Source organism: Collinsella sp. HCP28S3_E12, assembly GCF_052065595.1.
Taxonomy (GTDB): Bacteria; Actinomycetota; Coriobacteriia; order Coriobacteriales; family Coriobacteriaceae; genus Collinsella.
In genome coordinates this window covers 62898-81971 of record NZ_JBQHTS010000011.1, presented here as the reverse complement: position 1 = coordinate 81971, position 19074 = coordinate 62898, and the positions used below count along the sequence as shown (strand labels likewise).

Genomic DNA, 19074 nt, shown 5'->3' with positions numbered 1-19074 from the left:
CAAACGATGCGGATATGGTCACTTTGGATTTGAAAGGCTGATAGGGCCTCGGCGGTTGTTGTGCCGGAAAGCGTGTCCCGGTTTGGAGGCGGATTGTGGGATGTAGCTTCCGCTTGGGGCTTGTTTGGGAAACTGTGGGACGGAATTTTGCTTTATTGTGGGTCGCACTTTCCGCAACGTGCCTCAACCGGAAAGCGTGTCCCAGAATTTGTGCTCGAAACGGGATGGAGTTTCCGCTGTCCTTCTGCTAGTAAAAAAGGCCTCCCGAGCTGTTGCTCAGGAGGCCTTTTTTACATGCAATCGGCGCGTTAGTTGTTCGCGGTCAGACGCTCGACGTCGTGGGCGATCATGTATTCCTCGTCGGTGGGGATGACCATGACGGTGACGGCGGAACCGGCGGCGCTGATGACCTGCGGGCCGTTGCCCACGGCCTCGCGGTTCTTGTTGTTGTCGATGCGTACGCCCAGCCACTCAAAGCAGTCGCAGAAGGCCTTGCGGATCGACCAGTCGTTCTCGCCGATGCCGGCGGTAAAGGTGATGGTGTCCACGCCCGCCATGGATGCGATCATGGAACCGGCCTGCTGCATGGCCTTGTAGGCGAACATGTCGAAGGCGAGCAGGCAGCGCTCATCGCCCTCGGAGGCGCGCGTGCGGATGTCGCGGGCGTCGTTGGAGATACCCGAGATGGCAAGCAGACCAGACTGCTTGTTCATCATGTCATCGACTTCCTGATAGCTGTAGCCGCCCTCGCGCTGGAGGTAGCACACGGTGGCCGGGTCAATGGAACCACAACGGGTGCCCATCATCAGGCCATCGAGCGGTGTGAGGCCCATCGTGGTGTCGCGGCACACGCCGTCCTCGATGGCGGCGAGCGAAGCGCCGTTGCCCAGATGGCACGAAAGCAGACGGTGACAGCGCGAGCCCAGGATCTCCTTGGCCATCATCCACTCGTAGCGGTGGCTCGTACCGTGTGCGCCGTACTTGCGCACGTGGTACTTGTCGCACACGTCCTTGGGCAGCGCGTAGGTGTAGGCGACCTCGGGCATAGTCATGTGGAACGAGGTGTCGAAGACGGCCACGTTGGGCAGCTCCGGATACTTCTCGCGGCAATATTCGATTGCCGCGGCCTCGCCGTAATTGTGCAGCGGGGCGAGCGGTGCCACCTCAAGGATCTTAGCCATGACCTCGTCGTCGACGACCGCGGAATCATCGAAGTGCCAGCCGCCCTGAACGATACGATGCCCAATGCCATCAATCGTAAAGTCGGTCTTCTCAAGCTCCTCGAGCACACGAGCGATAGCAGAGCGATGATCGGGGAAAGGGACCTCCTCGGTCTGCTTGGCGCCACCGTTCTCGGAGTGGCCAAAGACGCCCATGTCCGATCCGATACGCTCGCAGTTGCCCTTGGCGAAAACCTTGCGGGTATCGGTATCCAAAAGCTGATATTTAAGGCTTGAGCTGCCGGCGTTGACAACAAGTACGTTCATGAGACTCCTTTGCAGTGCAATACGGTCGACGCAGACCCCTTAAGGCGGCCGCATGTTAATAAGAAGTTATCATATCTTGATAAATAGCTATCAGCATATCGCCCAACGAGCGCAAAAGAGGGGCCGAACGGCGCTCGATCGCCCAGCCCCTCCCCTCTTGCAATTACTTGCCGTTGACGATGCGCTCAACGTCGGAAGCAATCATGAACTCCTCGTCCGTGGGGATGACGAAGATCTTGACCTTGGAATCCTTGGCGGACAGGCACCAGGCGCCGTCGCCACGCAGGGCGTTGCGGGCATGATCCATCTTAACGCCCATAAAGGCCAGACGATCGGCCACGCCGGCGCGAACGGCCGGAGCGTGCTCGCCGATGCCGGCGGTAAAGACCAGGGTGTCCATACCGCACATGGAAGTGGCCATCTCGGCAGCCTTGGCGGCAATCTTGTAGACGAACATATCGAAGGCGAGCTGAGCCTCGGGGTCACCAGCAGCGGCGAGCTCCTCGACGTTGCGGCAGTCGTTGGTCTTGCCGCCGGTCACAGCCAAAAGGCCGGACTTCTTGTTCATCATCTCGTCGACCTCGTCGAAGGTGTAGCCACCCTCGCGCTGCAGGTAGCACACGGTAGCCGGGTCGATGGAGCCGCAGCGGGTGCCCATCATGACACCGTCGAGCGGCGTCAAGCCCATGGTGGTGTCCATGCACTTACCGTCCTCGATAGCGCACAGGGAAGCGCCGGAACCGATGTGGCACACGACGACCTTGCGAGCCTCGCCGTTGGTCATCTCGGCAACCTTCTTGGAGATGTAGCGGTAGCTGGTGCCGTGGGCGCCGTACTTACGGATGTGCAGCTTGTCGCAGACGTCCTTGGGCAGGGCGTAGGTCTTGGCGACCTCGGGCATATTGAAGTGGAAAGCGGTGTCGTAGACCGTGACGTTGGGCAGGTCGGGATACTGCTCGAGGCAGTACTCGATAACGTTGGCCTCGGGGTTGTTGTGCAGCGGGGCGAGCGGAGCGACCTCGCGGATCTTGGCGAGGACGTCCTCGTCGACGAGGGAGGAATCGCCGAAGTACCAACCGCCCTGAACGATACGGTGGCCGATGCCCTCGATCTTGACGCCGTTGGCCTCGAGGTCCTTCAGGACGACCTCGATGGCGACCTTGTGGTCGGGGAACTCGATGTTCTCGGTCACCTTCTTGGAACCGTTGGCAGCGTGGGTGAAGGTACCGCCGGTAAAGCAGACGCGCTCGCAGGAGCCCTTTGCGGACACCTTGTGGGACTTGGTATCGATGACCTGATACTTAAGGGTCGAAGATCCTGCGTTGACGACCAGAACGTTCATGTGTCTCCCTACTAACAGGCGGTGTGGCGCCGCCAGGTTACATACGCTTCAATAATAAACCCAAACGCCCTCGCGCTCGGGTTTATTGCGTTGATATATAAGTTATCGGTGCCTAAGCTTTCGCCTCATCCCACGGAAGAAGCGTCCTCAGATGAGGTTCTCGCCCAGGTTCTTGCCGCCGAGGACGTGCATGTGGAAGTGCATGACGGTCTGACCGGCATTGACGCCCTTGTTGGAGATGACGCGGAAGCCGTACTCCAGGCCCTTGGCCTTAGCGACCTCCTGGATGGCGTGGGCCATGGCGCCCATGGTCTCGGCAGGTACGTTGTCGGCGATGTCGCTGTAGTGCTTCTTGGGGATTACGAGCGTGTGGACCGGCGCCTGGGGGTTGAGGTCATCGAAGGCGATGACCTGATCGTCCTCATAGACAACGGTTGAGGGGATCTCGTGGTTGGCAATTTTGCAGAAGATGCAATCACACATGGTTGGTTCCTTTCTCACAGACCAAGGTAGTCTTTTTGGGACGGGGCTTTTTTGACTACTTTTTCGCAAGCGCAGGCACCTGGCGAGCCGTCGCGCAAGGGTAGTCAAAAAAGCCCCGTCCCAAAAAGACTACCCCAAAGTAGGCTGCGAGGTGGTTAGAACGAGAGGTTGTCGTCGGTGTTGGCGGCTTCGCCGTCGGCGAGCACGTCGTTGCCGTCGACGTCCTTAAGGAGCACCGAGACCTTCTGCTCGGCATCGGACAGGCGGGTGCGTAGGCTCTTGAGGAGCTCGACGCCGCGGGTATAGCTCTCGAGCGACTCCTCGAGCTCCATGTCGCCCGACTCCAGGCTGCGGATGATGAGTTCCAGCTCCTGCGAGGCCTGCTTGTACGTAAGCTGCTCGACCGGGGTCTTCTCTGCCATATCTATTTCCTTTCCTAAAGGTCTATCACTATGAAACGCGGCCTACTCGACCGTATCGACCGTTGCTGCCACGTTGCCGTCCGCCATGCGCACGCGGATGGCGTCGCCCGGCTTAAAGGTCTTGGCGCTCGTAGCCACACCGTCCTCGCTGTACGCGATGGAGTAACCGCGGGCAAGCACCTTGAGCGGCGACAAGGCATCGAGCGACGCAGCAGCTCTGCCCAGGTCGGACGCGGGCTTGCTGAGCATCGTGCGCCCCTGATGCTCCAGACGGGAGCTCGCAAGCGTGAGCGCGTGGCGCTTGCCATCGAGCCCCGAGGTGCTTGCAACCAGACGCTCAGGCAGGCGCTCAAAGTCGGAGCGGAAGGCCCCAACCGAACGCGTTATGGCGCCGGACAGGCGATCGGCCGTCAGGGCAAGCTCGGACTCGCGACGCTCGACCATAAATGTGGGGTCGTTGAGGCACGGGCGGCACGCGGCCGCATCGAGCGCGTCGCCCAGACGAGCCGTATAGGTGTCCCAAGCGCGGCGACCACGCTGATCGAGCATTTCCAGATCGACCTGATCCGACCCGATCATCGAAGCCATCGCGGCGCCCAGACGCTGATGGCGCGTCTCGAGCACGTCGGCCAACTCCGTCATAGCCGGCGCCACCGATTCTGCCGCCGCCGTGGGCGTGGAGGCGCGACGGTCGCTCACCATGTCGCAGATCGAGGTATCGGGCTCATGGCCAATGCCGGTCACCACGGGCACAGGACAAGCCGCCACCGCACGGGCAAGCTCCTCGTCATTGAAGGTCATAAGGTCCTCGAAGGAGCCGCCGCCACGCACCAGCAAAATGCAATCGGGCGCCGGCGTAATGGAAGCGGCGCGACGCAAACCCTCAATGAGCTCTGCCGGCGCACCCTCGCCTTGAACCTTGGCACCCACGCAAACGAGCTCGACGAGTGGGTTGCGACGACGCAATGTGCGCTTGACGTCATCGATTACGGCACCCGAAAGCGAGGTGACGACCGCCACGCGTGAACAGAACACCGGGATGCGGCGCTTGCGTGCTTCGTCCATCAGGCCCTCGCGGCTCAGCTTTTCGGCCAGTTGCGCCACTTGTTGACGCAGCAGACCCTCCCCCGCCAGCGAAAACGAGCGGGCGACAAAACTCATGCGGCCCGTGGGCTTATAGAGATTGAAGCTACCCTTAAAGCTCACCTGCATGCCGTCGCGCAGATCGAACGTGCGCTTGAGATAGGCACCCTTCCAAATGATGCAGTCAACGGCGGCCGAATCGTCCTTAATCTGGAAGTAGCAGTGGCCGCTTCGGGCATTGGGGCCACGAAAACCCGTGACCTCGCCCAAGACACTCAGCTGCGGAATAGCATCGAGTGCACCGGCGGCGATCTCCACCGCCTGGCTCACGCTGAGTTCCTTGCGCTCCCGATCGTCCGAGCCGTCAAACTCGGCGGAAACAGCATTGCCGGTTAGATTCCAGCCTGCCACGCAGCCTCCTTTCGTTATCGCGCACAAAGGCTCCAGCCCTGCGCAAATTCAAGTCCAACACATAGTACAGCGCCGCGGGGACACAAATCCCCGCGGCGCCTGTCAAGCCAATTTGTTATCGGTTGGAGTTTCTGTTGTAGCGAGCCATCAGGTAGAGCAGCTGAATGATCGAGGTGAGTGCTGCGGCCACATAGGTAAGCGCGGCTGCCGTCAGCACCTTCTTGGCACCGTTGACCTGCTTGGAACTCATGCCCGACTGCTCGATATACGCCACGGCGCGGCGGCTGGCATCAATCTCGACCGGCAGCGTAACCAGCTGGAACAACACACTAAACGAGAAGAAGACCAGCGCGAGGGTCGTGAGCCCCGCGATGTTCATAAACAGGCCCAAGAGCAACACGATGGTCCAGGTGTTCTGGGTAAAGTTGACGACCGGGACCAGGGCAGTGCGCACCTTCATCATGGCATAGCCGCTTTGGCGCTGGGCGGCGTGGCCCGCCTCGTGGCAGGCGACGGCAACGCTTGCGACCGATCCGCCCGAACGGTTGGCATCCGAGAGATACAGGTTGTTATCCTGCGGGTTGTAATGGTCGGTGAGCTCACCGGCAACGCTCTTGATACCCACGGCATTGCAACCGCTGGCGTCGAGCATGCGGCGCGCGACCGCAGCGCCCGTGTCGCCGTCCGAGCGAACCTTGGACCAGGTTTTATACGTCGAGTTGATATAGCTCTGCGCGGCAAGACCGAGCACCGTACAAACAAGGACGACCAGCAGGTACAGCGGGTCGATGCCAAAGCCATAACCATAGTAATAGGGCATGCGAATTCCTCCGAATCGAGTTACACGTTGGAGGCATTCTACCCATTCGACTGACCAGCAAATCAACATCGATGTTTTGGCAATGTCAGCGAAAACGGCCGAGAGCGAGCAAGGTGACGTGAAAGAGAAGCGACGCGTACTTTGGTACGCGAGCGACGATTGAACGTCAGATTGCCGCTCTCGGCCGTTTGCAGCGTCGAGTTGTTACGCGGTTTGGTAAAACCGCGTAACCATATACCTACAGGAGCTCGATTTTGCCGTCCTTCACCGTCAACCCCATGTTGCCCGAGAGCAGATCGTCCAGGCGCGAGCCCACAAGCTCAAAGCGCCAACCTTCGCGCAAAGGGCTCTGCTCGGGATGCTCAATATAGTCGGCTAGGTCATCGCGCGAGGCAATGACCGAGGTCGCCACGCCCGAACGCTCGGCAACCAGGCGAATGAGCGCGTACATGAGATCCGTCACGCTCTCCAGCTCCGGAGAGATCTGGCGATGTCCGCGCACCATGAGCGGCAGGCGATCGTGCGGGCAGCTCGCGCCGCGCTTAATGGCCATGAGCGCGCCGTCCACATCGCGCTCCCCCAGTTGATCGGTGCCGCGGATGCTGCGGAACTCCTCAACGCGCACAGGATTGCGCTTGACGAGCGCCAGCAGCGTATCGTCGGACATGACCCACTTGCGCGGGATGTTGCGGCGCTCGGCGCGGTCCTCGCGCCAGGCGGCAAGCTCGCGCGCAATGCCCAGCTGATGGCGGCTACACGAGTTGATGCGCTTGACCTTGCGGAATGCCTCATGCCGGTCGGCGCGGTAGTGCGACTCGTCTGCCAGCGGGCGCAACTCGTCGAGCACCCAATCCACACGGCCCAGCTCACGCAGGCGGCTCATCATCTCGGTATAGGCGACGATCAGATACTTGACGTCATCGATCGCGTACTCAATCTGCTTATCGCTCAGCGGGCGGCGCGACCAATCGGTCAGCGACTCGGTCTTGGGCAGCGATACGCCGCAGAACGTCTGAACGAGCGCGCCGTAGGAAATCTGCTGGCGCTCACCCAAAAAGGCGGCGGCGACCTGCGTGTCAAAAATCGGACGCGGCAGCGCACCCACAGTATGGAGCATGACCTCCATATCCTGCGAGCAGGCGTGGAAGACCTTGACCACGCTCTCGTCGGCCATAAGCTCGGCCAGCGGCGACAGGTCGTCGATCACCAAAGGATCGACCGCGACGCTCTCGGCAGGGGTGGCAATCTGAACCAGGCACAGGCGCGGATGAAACGTGCGCTCGCGCAAAAACTCGGTATCGACGGCAATCGCATCGAACTCACGAGCGCGCTGACAAAAGTCGAGTAGAGCCTGATGTGTGGAAATGTACATATCAACCCATCGAATAAGGTTAGGCCCGAAAAACACGGGTAGGATATCGTCATTGCCCTACAACTATACTCGGTTAGTCACAGAACGGGAACGTAAGTATGCGCTGCCTTATCATCCACAACCCGGCATCGGGTCCCAGCTCCGATGAAATCTACGCATTCACGCACGCTCTTGCACAGGGCGGCGACGAGGTCGTAATGCGCTTTATCGGCGATGGCATGGAGCCCGAGGACGCGGTAGCGGACGTTCGTGAGTTCGACCGCGTAGTCGTTTCGGGCGGCGACGGCACCGTCTCCAACGTGCTCGACCAGATGCGCGGGTGCGGTGTCCCTACGCTCATCTTCCCCTCCGGCACGGCCTGCCTGTTCTTTAACAACATCGGTAATGCCCCCGAGGCGGCGGCGCTTGCCAAGGCTTGCCGCGCCGGCCGCACGGTCAAGGTGGACATGGGTGAGCTCTTTTGGATCGACGAGAACGGTAACGAGAAGCGCCACGGCTTTATCATCATCGCCGGCTCGGGCTTCGACGCCGAGATCATGATGAAGGCCGCTCCCACCAAAAACGACATTGGCGAGATCGCCTACTTCCTCTCCGCGCTCGCCACGCCCAACCCCACGGTGGCGCACTTTACCATTGAACACGACGGCATGGTCGAGGAGCTCGACGGCATCTGCTGCATGGCGGGCAATACCTCAGTCATCCAAAACGACATCAACCTATTCCCCAGCTGCCGCATGAACGACGGCATGGTCGACATCGTCGTTATTGAACCCGTGCGCACGGTGCAGCTGCTCCCCACGGTGATCACCGCCGCGCTCGACCCCGCCGGCAAGGTGCTCGGCCGCCCGCAGTTTAAGATTATCCAGACCAAGGAAGCCAAGATTACCTGCACGCCGTCGCTGGGTATGCAGTTCGATGGCGAGATCATCTCCAGCAACTCCGGTGTCTTTGGCGCCCGCGCGCTTCCGCAATGCCTCGACCTCATCGTCGACGAATTCTCACCACTCGGAAAATAGGAGAACCCCGTGAACGACAACCCTATCCTTGGCTTTATCGTCATCGTTCTGGCCCTGCTCGTGGGCTACGCCATCAACCTGATTCACCGCCGAAAGAAGTAAATCCACATTGGTATGATATTCATCCAATCACCGAGGAGAAGTCCAAGGGCAACAACATGGCCGCCATGGGTGTTGGCGCCATCATCATCGGTGTCTGTGGCTTCGTGATCTATCGTCGCAAGAAGGCCTAAGAACCCCACACCTTAAGGCGCGGGCGGGATGGCCAAGGTCGCCCCCCGCTCAGCCCGCCCCTTCGACCGGCGGGAAACGTCGCTGAAATCTTTCAAAAAAGATTCCCCGCAAACACTTTGCTGTGCTATAGTGCAACGCAACAGAAACAAGGTGCGACTGCGCCATGGCATCACGAAAGGAGCCACCAAGATGAAGAACGCGATGAAGTCCCTCAACAACTGGTGGTGGCGTGATGCGAATACGATCGGTCGACAGTGAGTCCCTCACGCCTGTTTTTGCGCTCTAGGTGATTGAAAGGCCTCCGGTTTCGACCGGGGGCCTTTTTCTATCTCGAGCCCGATCGCATTCGCATCACGCGCCTCCGCTTTTCCCTTACACTCCCCTTCCGAAAGGATTTTCAACATGTCTCAGAACACCACCGCCCAGCCCCGCACCGTCCAGACCACTGACCGCGGCAAACTCGACCTCAAGGCACTCACTCTCTATGCCATCCTCCTCGCCGCCGGTTTCGTCCTCAACATGACCGTCTCCAAGTTCTTTAGCGGCCTCACCGGAGGCTTCCTCTCGCCCGAGTTCATCATCGCGGCTTTCTGCCTCGAGATTCTCATCGTCAAGCCCAACATCGGCCAATCCGCGATTATCGGCCTCCTCGCCGGCGTGGTAATCCAAATCACCGCCTCCGTCAAGGGCCCCGACCTGATCGCCGAGCCCGTCGCCGCCATGGTCATGGCTCTGCTCGTCTCCGTGCTCGCCGACTCCAAGGTCAAGGGCCTGCTCCCGCTCGTCAGCACCTTTGTTGTCACCTTCATCTCCGGCATGATCTACGCGGCGATCTTCTCCTTTGGCGTCATGAACAACCCGGCTTTCATGGGCGTCATGGCTCCTGTCGTCGTCGCCACCGGTGTTGCCAACGCCATCATCGTGACCGCCCTCTACATCCCCATTAAGAAGGCCCTCAAGCTTAACGACTAAGTAGCTGACAGGCCACACGCAGGCACCGCCGTCTTCAACGCCATCCTGGTCCAGGCCCTCAGCATTCCGCTCAAGAAGGTCTTCTCCAAGTAGTAATACTTGCTACCATGTAGACCGCCGGTCGTTTTGCGGCCGGTGCTCTTTTACGATAGAAAGGCCCCCATGAGCTCCAGCAATACCATCATCAAGCTCGATGACGTCTCATTTTCCTATGGGCACGAGGCGCAGAATGCCCTCGATCACGTCTCACTCGCCATCGAAAAGGGTGAGTTTGTGGGCGTCATCGGCCCCTCAGGCGCCGGCAAATCGACGCTTGCCGCCGTTATGAGCGGAGCCATCCCCCACCATTACACCGGCCAGCTCTTTGGAGCCACGCTCGTCGATGACCGCGACACCTGCGAGATCACCCTCACGGATATCTCGCGCATGGTGGGAAGCGTGCTGCAGGACATCGATGCCCAGATGGTTGCGCCCATCGTTGAAGACGAGATGCTCTTTGGCCTCGAGAACTTTGGCATACCGCACGATCAAATCGAGGAGCGCATCAGCCAGACGCTGACGACCGTCGGCATTAGCGACCTGCGCCACCGCGAGATTGCCACGCTTTCGGGCGGGCAGAAGCAGAAAGTCGCAATCGCCGCGATCATCGCCATGGCGCCCAACGTGCTCGTGCTCGACGAGCCCACGGCAGCGCTCGACCCGGCAAGCTCCACGCTCGTTTTTGACACGCTGCGCCAGATCAACCGCGAACACGGCATCACCGTGGTTGTTATCGAGCAGAAGGTCGCGCTGTTGTCGAAATACTGCAGCCGCGTCCTCGTCATGGCAGACGGCAAGCTCGCGTTTGACGGCGAACCCCACCAGGTCTTTGCCCACGCAAGCGAGCTGCGCCAGATGGGCGTCGACAGTCCCCGCGTCGCGCGCATCGCGAACAGCCTGGCAGAAGTGGGTCTGTTGCCGAGCGATCAGGCGCCCTGCCTCAATGTTTCCGAAGCGCACCAGCTTATCTCGTCCTTACTTGCGGATGCAACAAGCAAGGACGCGCCCGCCGATGTGCCCGAGACCTCTCCCCATATCCCGGCGGTCCCCCGCGGCGTCAATCAGGAGCCAGTAGTCGAACTCACCGATGTGACCTTTGCCTACCCCCATGGCGGTGCCTCGGTCAGCAACCTCAACATGTGCGTCTATCCCGGCGAGCTCGTAGGCATCATCGGCCAGAACGGTGCTGGCAAGACCACGCTCACCAAGCTGTTGAACGGCCTTCTGCATCCAGCGTCGGGAACCGTGCGTATGGCGGGGATGAACACCGCCGACGTCCCCACCAGCGCGATCGCTGCAAAATGCGCGACGCTGTTCCAGAACCCCGACCGCCAGCTCTGCCGCGACACCGTACTCGACGAGGTTGCCTTTGGTCTTGAACTGCACGGTGTCGGCACCGACGAGGCCCGCCAGCGTGCACGGGTGGCGGCGGAGCGCTTTGGGCTGCCCTTGGACGAATCGCCGTTCTCGCTTTCGCGCGGACAGCGACAGATGGTCGCCCTAGCGTCCGTGGTTGTGCTCGATCCACAGGTGGTTCTGCTCGATGAGCCCACGAGCGGCCTCGATTACCGCGAGTGCATGACCGTGATGGAGACGGTGAGCGAGATGGCCGAGCGCGGCTGCGCCGTGATCATGGTGTGCCACGACATGGAGGTCGTCTCGGACTTTGCCCAGCGCCTGGTAGTCATGGCAGACGGACGCATCCTCGAGCGCGGCGACGCGAACCGGATCTTCGCCGACGATGCCCTCATGCGCGCCGCCTACGTGGAGCCACCGCAGGTTGTGGCCCTGTCCAAAGAACTCGCGCGCGACGTTTCGCCCCGATTCGCCGGAATCAGTCAGGTCTCCGATCTGGTCGACCTGGTAAAGGAGATGCTCAAGCATGACTAACGTGATCGACTACGTGCCCGGAGACTCACTGCTGCACCGGCTGAACCCCGTGACCAAGCTAGCCCTGGCCGCGGCTATTATCTTGGCGACCTTCCTCGGCGACACTTATGTGCTCCTGATCGCCCTGCTTGTGCTGACTTTTATCTTGGGCATCTACGCCAAATCGACCGCAGGCCTCGTCTCGCTCGTCAAGCTCATGGTGCCGCTCTCACTAATCATGCTGGTCCTGCAGACCGCCTTTATCCGCACCGGAGCCCCCATCTTTGCCTGGATTACCACAGATGGTCTTATCACCGGCACCAAGGCGGCGCTTCGCCTGCTCGGCGTGGCGCTGCCGCTCATCCTCATGCTCACCATCACGCAGCTCGGCGATCTCGCCAACGCTTGCGTGGAGGTGCTGCACGTGCCGTACCGCTATGCGTTCACGTTTACCACGGCGCTGCGCTTTGTACCGGTCTTTAGCCAGGAGATGAACGCCATCATGGAGGCGCAGACCGCGCGCGGCGTTGAATACGACACCAAGAACCCCCTCAAGAAGATCCAGCTCATGCTACCGCTCTGCGTGCCGCTGCTGGTGAGCTCCGTGGGCAAGACCGATGCCACTGCCCTGGCGGCCGAGCAACGTGGCTTTTATCTGCGTACGCGCGCGAGCTCGTACAAGCGCTATCCCATTAAGGGCATGGACATTGCCATACTTATTGCCAGCATTGCCCTCATCGTCCTCGGATTCTTGTTCTAACCTGCCAAAAAGGGACAGGTTTATTTTGGTCGGTTTTATATGGGCAAATGTCAGTCTCGTCCTTTAAGCTCCAGCACCAAGCAGCAACCGACAAATGCAAAAGGCCTCGGCTCGCACAAACGAGCCGAGGCCTTTACTGTTTTCCCAGATAAAACCTACCAAAATAAACCTGTCCCTTTTTGGCAGGTCGAGAGCTACAGGCGGTAGGGGGCGCCGCTGCGGATGATGGACTCGCGTACCAAAACGTCCATGGCGTCGAGGGTGATCTCGGGCATCTCGCGATACTTTTGCAGCACCGAAAGCTCCGTGCAGGCCAGAATGACGCGGTCGCAGCCGCTGCGGGCAAACTCCCACATCACTCGGTCAAACTTATCCATATCGGGCTCGCGTCCTGCCTTCACATCATCGTAAATAAGCGACATCACATCGGCCTGGCGCTTCTCGCTGGGATAAACGACTTCGACGCCCGCTGCCTCGCACTCGCGACCGTAGACGCCGGCACCCACGGTGCCATCGGTACCCATGATGCCGATCTTGCGCACCGGCTCGGCCGGCATGCTCAAGTTGGGGTCGAACTCACACTCCCCCATCACCACGCCGGCAAGCGCATAGCGCACCGACTCGCGCGGCATATGGATGATGGGGACCGAGGTAAACGACTGAATCTGATCGTAGAAGTAGTGCGACGTGTTGCAGGGAATGGCAATGTGCGCGCAGCCCAGCGTCTCGAGCGCCTGCGCGCATTCCTTCATGGTCGCCAGCAGCTCGGTATGGTCGCCGGTCTTAATGGCCAGCGTGCGGTCGGGCATGGTCGACTTAGAGAGCACCACCATGTCGATATGTTCCTGATCACAGGTAGCAGCCGTGTGACGCACCACCTGGTCGTAGTAATACGACGTGGCCTCGGCGCCCATACCGCCGATAACTCCCAGCTTTTCCATCGCCGCCTCCTTGGTGACGCTCGCACCATTGCGCGTATCATACCCGCGCCCGTCCGATACAAACCGGGCGGGCGCGACGTTCATCCTATTTGTAATACGTCTTAAACAGCTTAAAGTGACGCAGCTTGGTGTGCCACATGCGCAGCCAGCGGTTAAAGACAAAGTCGCCCTTCATAAACGAGGGGTCGGCGGCCTTACCCTCCTTGACCAGGCGATGCGCCTTAGCGCGCAGCTCGGGATCCTTGACGTATTTATCGACCACGCCCATGGGGACAACCATCCACAGCGCCTCGTTCTGCGCCGTCACAAACTCGGGCACAAACGGGCGGTTGTACACATACTCGTCCACTACGTACTTGGCAACGTTAAAGCCACTGTTGGTGACGTAGTAGTTACTGCGGCCCTGGCGAGTGTTGAAGTCGAAGAACTTAAACGAACCGTCGCGCTCGTCATATTTGACGTCAAAGTTGGAGAAGCCCGTAAACTTGAGGTCCTCGAGCAACTTGCGCACGCCGCCCATGAGCTCGTCATTGGGCTCGGTGATGATGCAGGCGTGGTTGCCAACGCCGTGAGGCTGGTGCTCCTCGAGCAGCACGTGGCCCAGGCACATCATGCGCACCTTGCCGTTACGGTCGGAATAGCTGGTAAGCACGCGCATGTACTCGTCGTTGCCGGGCACGCGATCCTGCAGGATCAGATCATCGGTGTAGCCACTCGCGTATACGTCGCGAATGACCTGCTCCAGCTCGGCGCGATCGGCGATCTCGTAGGCCTTCTTCTGGCCCTCGAACTCGTGCTCCCACCACATGATGCCGTCGGAAGGCTTCAGGATCATCGGGAAGGGAAAATCAATCTGGTCGAGCACCTCGGCAGGAGCCTCGCCCCGGGCGTTGAGCATGGCCATGGTAAAGGTAAACGTATGCGGATAGGGAACACCGTGCTTCTCGCACAGCTCGTAGAAGATTTCCTTCTTCTGGCACTGTTCGAGCATGCTGTAGGGCGCATAGGGCGCAATGACGTTTGAGGCGAGCTCGCCGGCATCCTGAGCCTGTGCGGCAAGCGCGACATAGTTGTCGCCGCAGCCCATGAGAATAATCTTCTTATCGGGATTGGCCTGCGCGACACCGTTAATGGTCTCGATCATGACCGGCATGGTGTCGATATCCACATTGGGCGTGTAGTCGATAATCTGGCTGCGGTACGCAGGACCGGTCTGGTACTTGCCAAAGACCAGGCTCTTGACCTGATACTCCTCGTAAAAGGCGCGCGCCACCGAATAGGCGTTGATGTCGCCACCGAGCAGCACGGGGATAAACTCGCGCTCTGTAAACTGCAATGCCATGGAAACTTCCTATCTAGAACTGCCCACGACGGGCGGTCTTTATGCAACCTGTTTATTTTAGCGTGCCGGACCGTTTCCACCTAAAGCTCCACTGTATCTATGACAATCAACGCAATTATCCAGCATGAAGGCCGCGCTCACCGCCGTATGACAAACGGTAATGAACCCACCGTTGTTGTAGGGTTCAGCATATTGATACCCCCGAGTGAAAGGCGCACGCGTGATCCAGGAACTTCCAACCGATAACCCCATCCTCGATGCCGCAAAACGCGAGTTGGCGCAGCGCGAGCAAGCGACTGCTCCTCTGCGCACCGCAAACGACGCTTACGACGGTGCCGCCTACATCACCTCCATCGATACATCGGCGCACAAAGGCACGCGCAAGACGCCCGTCGCCGGCGGACACGATACCGCCATCGATCAGTTTGGCCTCGTCTCCGATGCCCACGCCGGGGACAACATCGGGGTAATCAAACTCGGCGACGGCACCTGTTCGTTCACCCCCGCCCAGGCGCTCAACGAAGTAGGGCAAGCTCGCCGCAATGGGGCCTTATAGCCACAAACCCCAACGTTGAGATAGCCTTCACAGTCCAAAGCCCGTCCCAAACAGGCCCCCGTAACGTTAAAGTTGAACTCTATGGTTTCTCAACAATTCGATATAACTGCAGGTCAAAGCCAAAGTCTCAAGTTCAACTTGACCCTTTAAAACCTTTAAGGTTCAAGTTGAGGTCGAAAGCAGTAGTAGAATACCTGAGGAACAATAACCTACGATTGATTGCAGAGGGACTGGATGCAGCATTCGAATCATCGCACCGCAGCGCTCATCGCGTCGAAGCCGGCTCGTATCATCACGAGCGCCGCGCTCGCCGTTGCGTTGACGGCCACGCCGATGCTCTCCCCCGTCGCGGCGTATGCCGCCTCGCAGGCAACGCAGGATCAGCTTGCCGCCGCCCAGCAGAAGATCGAAGCCGCCACGAGCGCCTACAACGATGCCCGCACCAAGCTCGGCGATCTGCAGAAGCAGATCGACTCCAATGAGGCGAACATCGATAAGATTGAGGCCGAGTTACCCGAACAGCAGGCCAAGGCAAGCTCCGCCATGCGCGATCTGTATAAGTACCAGAAGGGCACCAACCCCATCGTGAGCTTCCTGGTCAACGCACAGAGCCTGGGTGAGTTCATCACGACCTGCAAATACACCAACCAGATCACGAGCTCGAGCGTCGACGAGATCGAAGAGCTCAATAACATGCAAACCGAACTCGAGCAGAACAAGGCCGAGCTCCAGCAGGCCAAGTCTCAGCTTGAGGCAGAGCAGAAAAACGCCGAGGATGCGCTGGCGCAGGCCCAGCAGCTCCGCAGCGAGGCACAGGCAAAAGCCGAGCAGGAAAATGCCGCCGAGCTTGCCAAGCTTGAGGCCGATAAGGCCGCTGCCGCCGAGAAGCTCTCGGGCGAGGGCGTGAGCGGCAGCAATTCCAGCAGCCAGGCCACCAACGCCAACACCACCATCGACACCACGGTGAACAACGCCAACACCGGTAGTTCCGATTACGATTCGTTCATTAATGAGTGGACGAGCCGCATCGACAATTACCTCGCCGGCTCCCCTATGGCAGGCCAGGGCTATAACTTTGCCGTCGCCGCTTGGAATACCGGTGTCGACCCCCGTTGGTCCCCCGCCATCGCCTGCATCGAGAGCACCAAGGGTGCTTATTGCGCCAATTCTTACAACGCCTGGGGCTGGAGTGCACGTGGCGGCGGTTGGCGCAGCTTTGGCAGCTGGAGCGAGGGCATCTTCGCTCACGTTGCCTATCTGGGCGCCAACTACGGCTCCACCCTTACCCCGGCTGCGGCCAAAAAGTACTGCCCACCCACGTGGCAGGACTGGTACAACAAAGTCGCCGCTCAGATGAACCGCATCTAAGTGCAACTGCAAAGGGCCCCAATGGGGCCCTTTTCTTTTAGGTAGCGGAGGTATCGACGACGCCGGTCGCATTGGCAACCGCGACTATGACGATCATGCATAGGAGCAGCACACCCAATGCCTTGAGCCAGAGTTTCGCGAGTTTCTTGCCGCGATAGCTGTCGAGCAGTGCGAATCGCCGACGTAGACGGCGCTTATCGAGCACCGCAAAATGCATAAGCGCCATAAGGCCATCGACAAAGAAAAAATACTCGATTATGAGAAGCCACGTCGGGTAGCTTTGGTTTGCTCCCGTGGGTTGAAAGACGGCAAAGTGACTTCCGGCAAAGAACACAAGCAGCGAGAAGCAGACGAGCGTATTCCAAATGCGCCCCAGGGACTCCGGAACGCGAGAGAGCAGACCGCATGCAGCGGAGGTGGCAGGCCTAGGAAGCCTTGCGGGGTTCTGGAGCCCTTGGGGCGTCAACAACGTCTCCGAGGCCGGAGTACGGACAGGCGCAGGCGCAGGAGGCCGCACGGGGCGACTCAGATCGTATGCCGCGCGCGTCGCCCGTCCCAACGCTTCCGCACTCGCAAAGCGCTTGGCCGGATCGAGCGCCATCGCCATGCAAACGACATCGGCCAATGGGCCGGGAACGCCGCATGCCTCGCATTGCTCGCGCATGTCGAGCCCTGGTTTAGGGTCGACTCCCGTCAAGCAGAAGAACAACAGGGCGCCAAGTGCGTAGACGTCGCTTCGCACGCTCGTCTGCCCAAACCCATACTGCTCGGGCGGCGCATAGGGCCGTGTCCCAAACTTGACAGTATCGGCATCGGCGCCATCGCGCCACACGCGCGCGATCCCCAAGTCGATAATCACCAGCGATGAAAACGTCAGGCCGTCATCAGGCGTATAGTTGGCACCTGCCACGATGATATTCGACGGCTTGAGGTCGCGATGGATCACCGGCGCCGAAGCCTCCCCCGCCATTGCAAAACCGGCATGGAGCTCGCCCACGGCGTCGCAAAGGACAGGATACAATTCACGCGCATAATCGGGAGCGGATCCCAGACGGTCCACCAGTGCCCCGAGTGTCTCCCCTTCGATGTATTCCATAACCACGTTGAGCTCGTCGCCCGAACGACGACAATCGACGATTCTGGGCAGGTGCTCAAAACGCCTGCCTGCCCGCTGAGCGGCAAACAGACGCTCGTATGCCCCGCCGATTTGAGCCGAAGCATCGATGCGTTTACGGACAAAGGGACCGAGCGAACCACCGCCGGCTCCTTCAAAGTACACGAGCTCGGTTGTTTCAACGGACGAGCGCTTAAGTACACGCTCCACGCGATAGCTGTCGTCGCGATCGAGCGACGCCAGGTGCTCGGCAAGCGCTGCGGTCAGCTCGTCATTGGAATATGTTGGGGCCTGAGTATCCATAGCCTCCATCATAGCGCAGGGCGCAGACACCCCATCGCATCCGCGCCCCGTTCGTTTGCATCGTTGTTCGACAGCTCCGCCGGCTCAGATATCAGCGGCTAATTCACCGTCTCCTCGCCAAAGCGATACAGCTCCTCGTTGACCTTTTGGAGGCTGCACCCGCGATCGATGCAAAAGATGATAATCGCATCGCGGCGGTCCTTGCAGTTAAGGACGCTTACCCCGGCAGCCGTCAGCGCACGGTTGGTCTCTTTGAGCGTCAGCGCCATCGCAAAGGCAATCTGCAGCACCTTATTGCGACTCGGATGACGCACACCGGTAAAGATCTGATAGCCAAAGGTCTCATTGAGATCGGCCATACGAACCACGCGCGAGCGCTCCAAGCCCTTTTCCTGCAGTAGCTGCTTCAGGTAATCCGAAAGCGACGGGGCGGCAAAGTCGTGCTCCCTGATATAGCCATCAATGTTCGGCGCATCGAGAAGCTCATTGAGCAACTCCTCGGTCAGCTTTTTATCGGGCATACGACTTCACCTCCCATCCGGCGCAACGGTAGCGACATGCTAGGCCAGCACCCAGCTTGCAGTGGCAGACTTATCAAACATGTTGGCAAAATACAGTGCCTTCTTGATATCGCCATCAAAGTAGATATTGCCCGCCACGGAGCCACCGGCGGAAAGGGTACCAGACTGCAGCTCATCGGAGCCCTCGCTGTAGTAACCCTGATTCTGTTGGGCGCCGTTGGCGTCCTCGCCCTTCCAGTCGTAGACATTGTAATCTGCGCCCTCATCGCCATTGTTGACGTACGTGACGTGAATGCCCGTCATAGTCGAACCGTCATAATTTGTAAGGCCGGGCTGGACGGAATCGACAACGACGGAAAGACCGGCAGCCGTGGTCACCGTCGTGCCAACCGCCAGGTCAGTCGTAGGCTGCTCTTCCTTCTTCGCCTCTTCCTTCTTGTCGCCATCGCCAGCGTCCTCGGTGACGGTCGCCTTATCGCTACCACAACCGGCAAGAAGACCGGCAGTCCCCAAGGCGACGGTGGCGAATGCGCCAAGTGCAGCGCGACGGCTCAGCAGCACTTCGTTTTCGAGCTTTTTCATTATGCATCCTTCCTACGATCCGGCTACCGCGCCGGTA

19 protein-coding genes are annotated in these 19074 nt (G+C 59.7%); 7 read left to right on the top strand and 12 right to left on the bottom strand.

Annotation, left to right across the window (positions count from 1 at the left end):
• Positions 1 to 308: 308 nt before the first annotated feature.
• The 7 genes from ACTNBY_RS06040 to rnd form a co-directional block, all read right to left on the bottom strand.
• Positions 309 to 1487 (bottom strand): acetate/propionate family kinase, encoded by a 1179-nt coding sequence (locus ACTNBY_RS06040; protein ID WP_427794871.1) that lies wholly within the window; start codon positions 1485 to 1487, stop codon positions 309 to 311.
• Between the two features lie 163 nt (positions 1488 to 1650).
• Positions 1651 to 2829: an acetate/propionate family kinase gene (locus ACTNBY_RS06035; RefSeq protein ID WP_006234305.1), complete on the bottom strand. Its 1179-nt coding sequence runs from the start codon at positions 2827 to 2829 to the stop codon at positions 1651 to 1653.
• Between the two features lie 147 nt (positions 2830 to 2976).
• Positions 2977 to 3312, bottom strand: a complete 336-nt coding sequence (locus tag ACTNBY_RS06030; RefSeq protein WP_441063801.1) for a histidine triad nucleotide-binding protein — start codon at positions 3310 to 3312, stop codon at positions 2977 to 2979.
• A 155-nt stretch (positions 3313 to 3467) separates the two neighbouring features.
• Positions 3468 to 3734: an exodeoxyribonuclease VII small subunit gene (gene xseB, locus ACTNBY_RS06025; RefSeq protein WP_006234311.1), complete on the bottom strand. Its 267-nt coding sequence runs from the start codon at positions 3732 to 3734 to the stop codon at positions 3468 to 3470.
• Between the two features lie 42 nt (positions 3735 to 3776).
• Positions 3777 to 5228 (bottom strand): exodeoxyribonuclease VII large subunit, encoded by a 1452-nt coding sequence (gene xseA / locus ACTNBY_RS06020; protein WP_441063799.1) that lies wholly within the window; start codon positions 5226 to 5228, stop codon positions 3777 to 3779.
• A gap of 115 nt (positions 5229 to 5343) precedes the next feature.
• Positions 5344 to 6048, bottom strand: coding sequence for a zinc metallopeptidase (locus tag ACTNBY_RS06015; RefSeq protein WP_441063797.1), 705 nt, complete (start codon positions 6046 to 6048; stop codon positions 5344 to 5346).
• A gap of 238 nt (positions 6049 to 6286) precedes the next feature.
• Positions 6287 to 7420 (bottom strand): ribonuclease D, encoded by a 1134-nt coding sequence (gene rnd, locus ACTNBY_RS06010; RefSeq protein ID WP_154517283.1) that lies wholly within the window; start codon positions 7418 to 7420, stop codon positions 6287 to 6289.
• Between the two features lie 98 nt (positions 7421 to 7518).
• Here rnd and ACTNBY_RS06005 point away from each other — a divergent pair, with 98 nt between their 5' ends.
• The 5 genes from ACTNBY_RS06005 to ACTNBY_RS05985 all read left to right on the top strand — a co-directional run bounded on the left by ACTNBY_RS06005 (position 7519) and on the right by ACTNBY_RS05985 (position 12310).
• Complete coding sequence (locus ACTNBY_RS06005; RefSeq protein WP_441048604.1) at positions 7519 to 8436, top strand: diacylglycerol/lipid kinase family protein; 918 nt, start codon at positions 7519 to 7521, stop codon at positions 8434 to 8436.
• A gap of 261 nt (positions 8437 to 8697) precedes the next feature.
• Positions 8698 to 8928 (top strand): hypothetical protein, encoded by a 231-nt coding sequence (locus ACTNBY_RS06000; protein WP_441015732.1) that lies wholly within the window; start codon positions 8698 to 8700, stop codon positions 8926 to 8928.
• Positions 8929 to 9072: 144 nt separating this feature from the next.
• Entirely contained in the window at positions 9073 to 9642 is a 570-nt protein-coding gene (locus ACTNBY_RS05995; protein WP_427794869.1) for a tryptophan transporter, read from the top strand.
• A gap of 162 nt (positions 9643 to 9804) precedes the next feature.
• The gene (locus tag ACTNBY_RS05990; RefSeq protein ID WP_441063795.1) at positions 9805 to 11571 is read left to right on the top strand and encodes an ABC transporter ATP-binding protein; all 1767 of its coding nucleotides are present in this window, start codon (positions 9805 to 9807) and stop codon (positions 11569 to 11571) included.
• Positions 11564 to 12310 (top strand): energy-coupling factor transporter transmembrane component T family protein, encoded by a 747-nt coding sequence (locus ACTNBY_RS05985; RefSeq protein WP_427727867.1) that lies wholly within the window; start codon positions 11564 to 11566, stop codon positions 12308 to 12310. Before ACTNBY_RS05990 ends, ACTNBY_RS05985 begins: the two co-directional genes overlap by 8 nt.
• A gap of 194 nt (positions 12311 to 12504) precedes the next feature.
• Here ACTNBY_RS05985 and ACTNBY_RS05980 read toward each other — a convergent pair whose 3' ends face one another.
• Complete coding sequence (locus ACTNBY_RS05980) at positions 12505 to 13251, bottom strand: aspartate/glutamate racemase family protein (RefSeq protein WP_441063794.1); 747 nt, start codon at positions 13249 to 13251, stop codon at positions 12505 to 12507.
• Positions 13252 to 13336: 85 nt separating this feature from the next.
• A complete protein-coding gene (locus tag ACTNBY_RS05975) occupies positions 13337 to 14593 on the bottom strand; it encodes a carboxylate--amine ligase (RefSeq protein ID WP_441063792.1) in 1257 nt (418 codons plus the stop codon).
• 220 nt (positions 14594 to 14813) lie between these two features.
• Between ACTNBY_RS05975 and ACTNBY_RS05970 the strand changes: the two genes are divergently transcribed.
• Both ACTNBY_RS05970 and ACTNBY_RS05965 read left to right on the top strand, forming a co-directional pair.
• Complete coding sequence (locus ACTNBY_RS05970; protein WP_441063790.1) at positions 14814 to 15149, top strand: hypothetical protein; 336 nt, start codon at positions 14814 to 14816, stop codon at positions 15147 to 15149.
• A gap of 234 nt (positions 15150 to 15383) precedes the next feature.
• A complete protein-coding gene (locus ACTNBY_RS05965) occupies positions 15384 to 16517 on the top strand; it encodes a coiled-coil domain-containing protein (protein WP_441063789.1) in 1134 nt (377 codons plus the stop codon).
• Between the two features lie 37 nt (positions 16518 to 16554).
• Here ACTNBY_RS05965 and ACTNBY_RS05960 read toward each other — a convergent pair whose 3' ends face one another.
• From ACTNBY_RS05960 to ACTNBY_RS05950, 3 genes are all read right to left on the bottom strand, one after another.
• The gene (locus ACTNBY_RS05960) at positions 16555 to 17934 is read right to left on the bottom strand and encodes a serine/threonine protein kinase (RefSeq protein ID WP_441063787.1); all 1380 of its coding nucleotides are present in this window, start codon (positions 17932 to 17934) and stop codon (positions 16555 to 16557) included.
• Positions 17935 to 18032: 98 nt separating this feature from the next.
• Positions 18033 to 18455 carry an XRE family transcriptional regulator gene (locus tag ACTNBY_RS05955; RefSeq protein WP_441063786.1) on the bottom strand — a complete coding sequence of 141 codons (423 nt, stop codon included), beginning with the start codon at positions 18453 to 18455 and terminating at the stop codon, positions 18033 to 18035.
• A 39-nt stretch (positions 18456 to 18494) separates the two neighbouring features.
• Positions 18495 to 19037 carry a DUF4352 domain-containing protein gene (locus ACTNBY_RS05950; RefSeq protein WP_427795827.1) on the bottom strand — a complete coding sequence of 181 codons (543 nt, stop codon included), beginning with the start codon at positions 19035 to 19037 and terminating at the stop codon, positions 18495 to 18497.
• Positions 19038 to 19074: the final 37 nt, after the last annotated feature.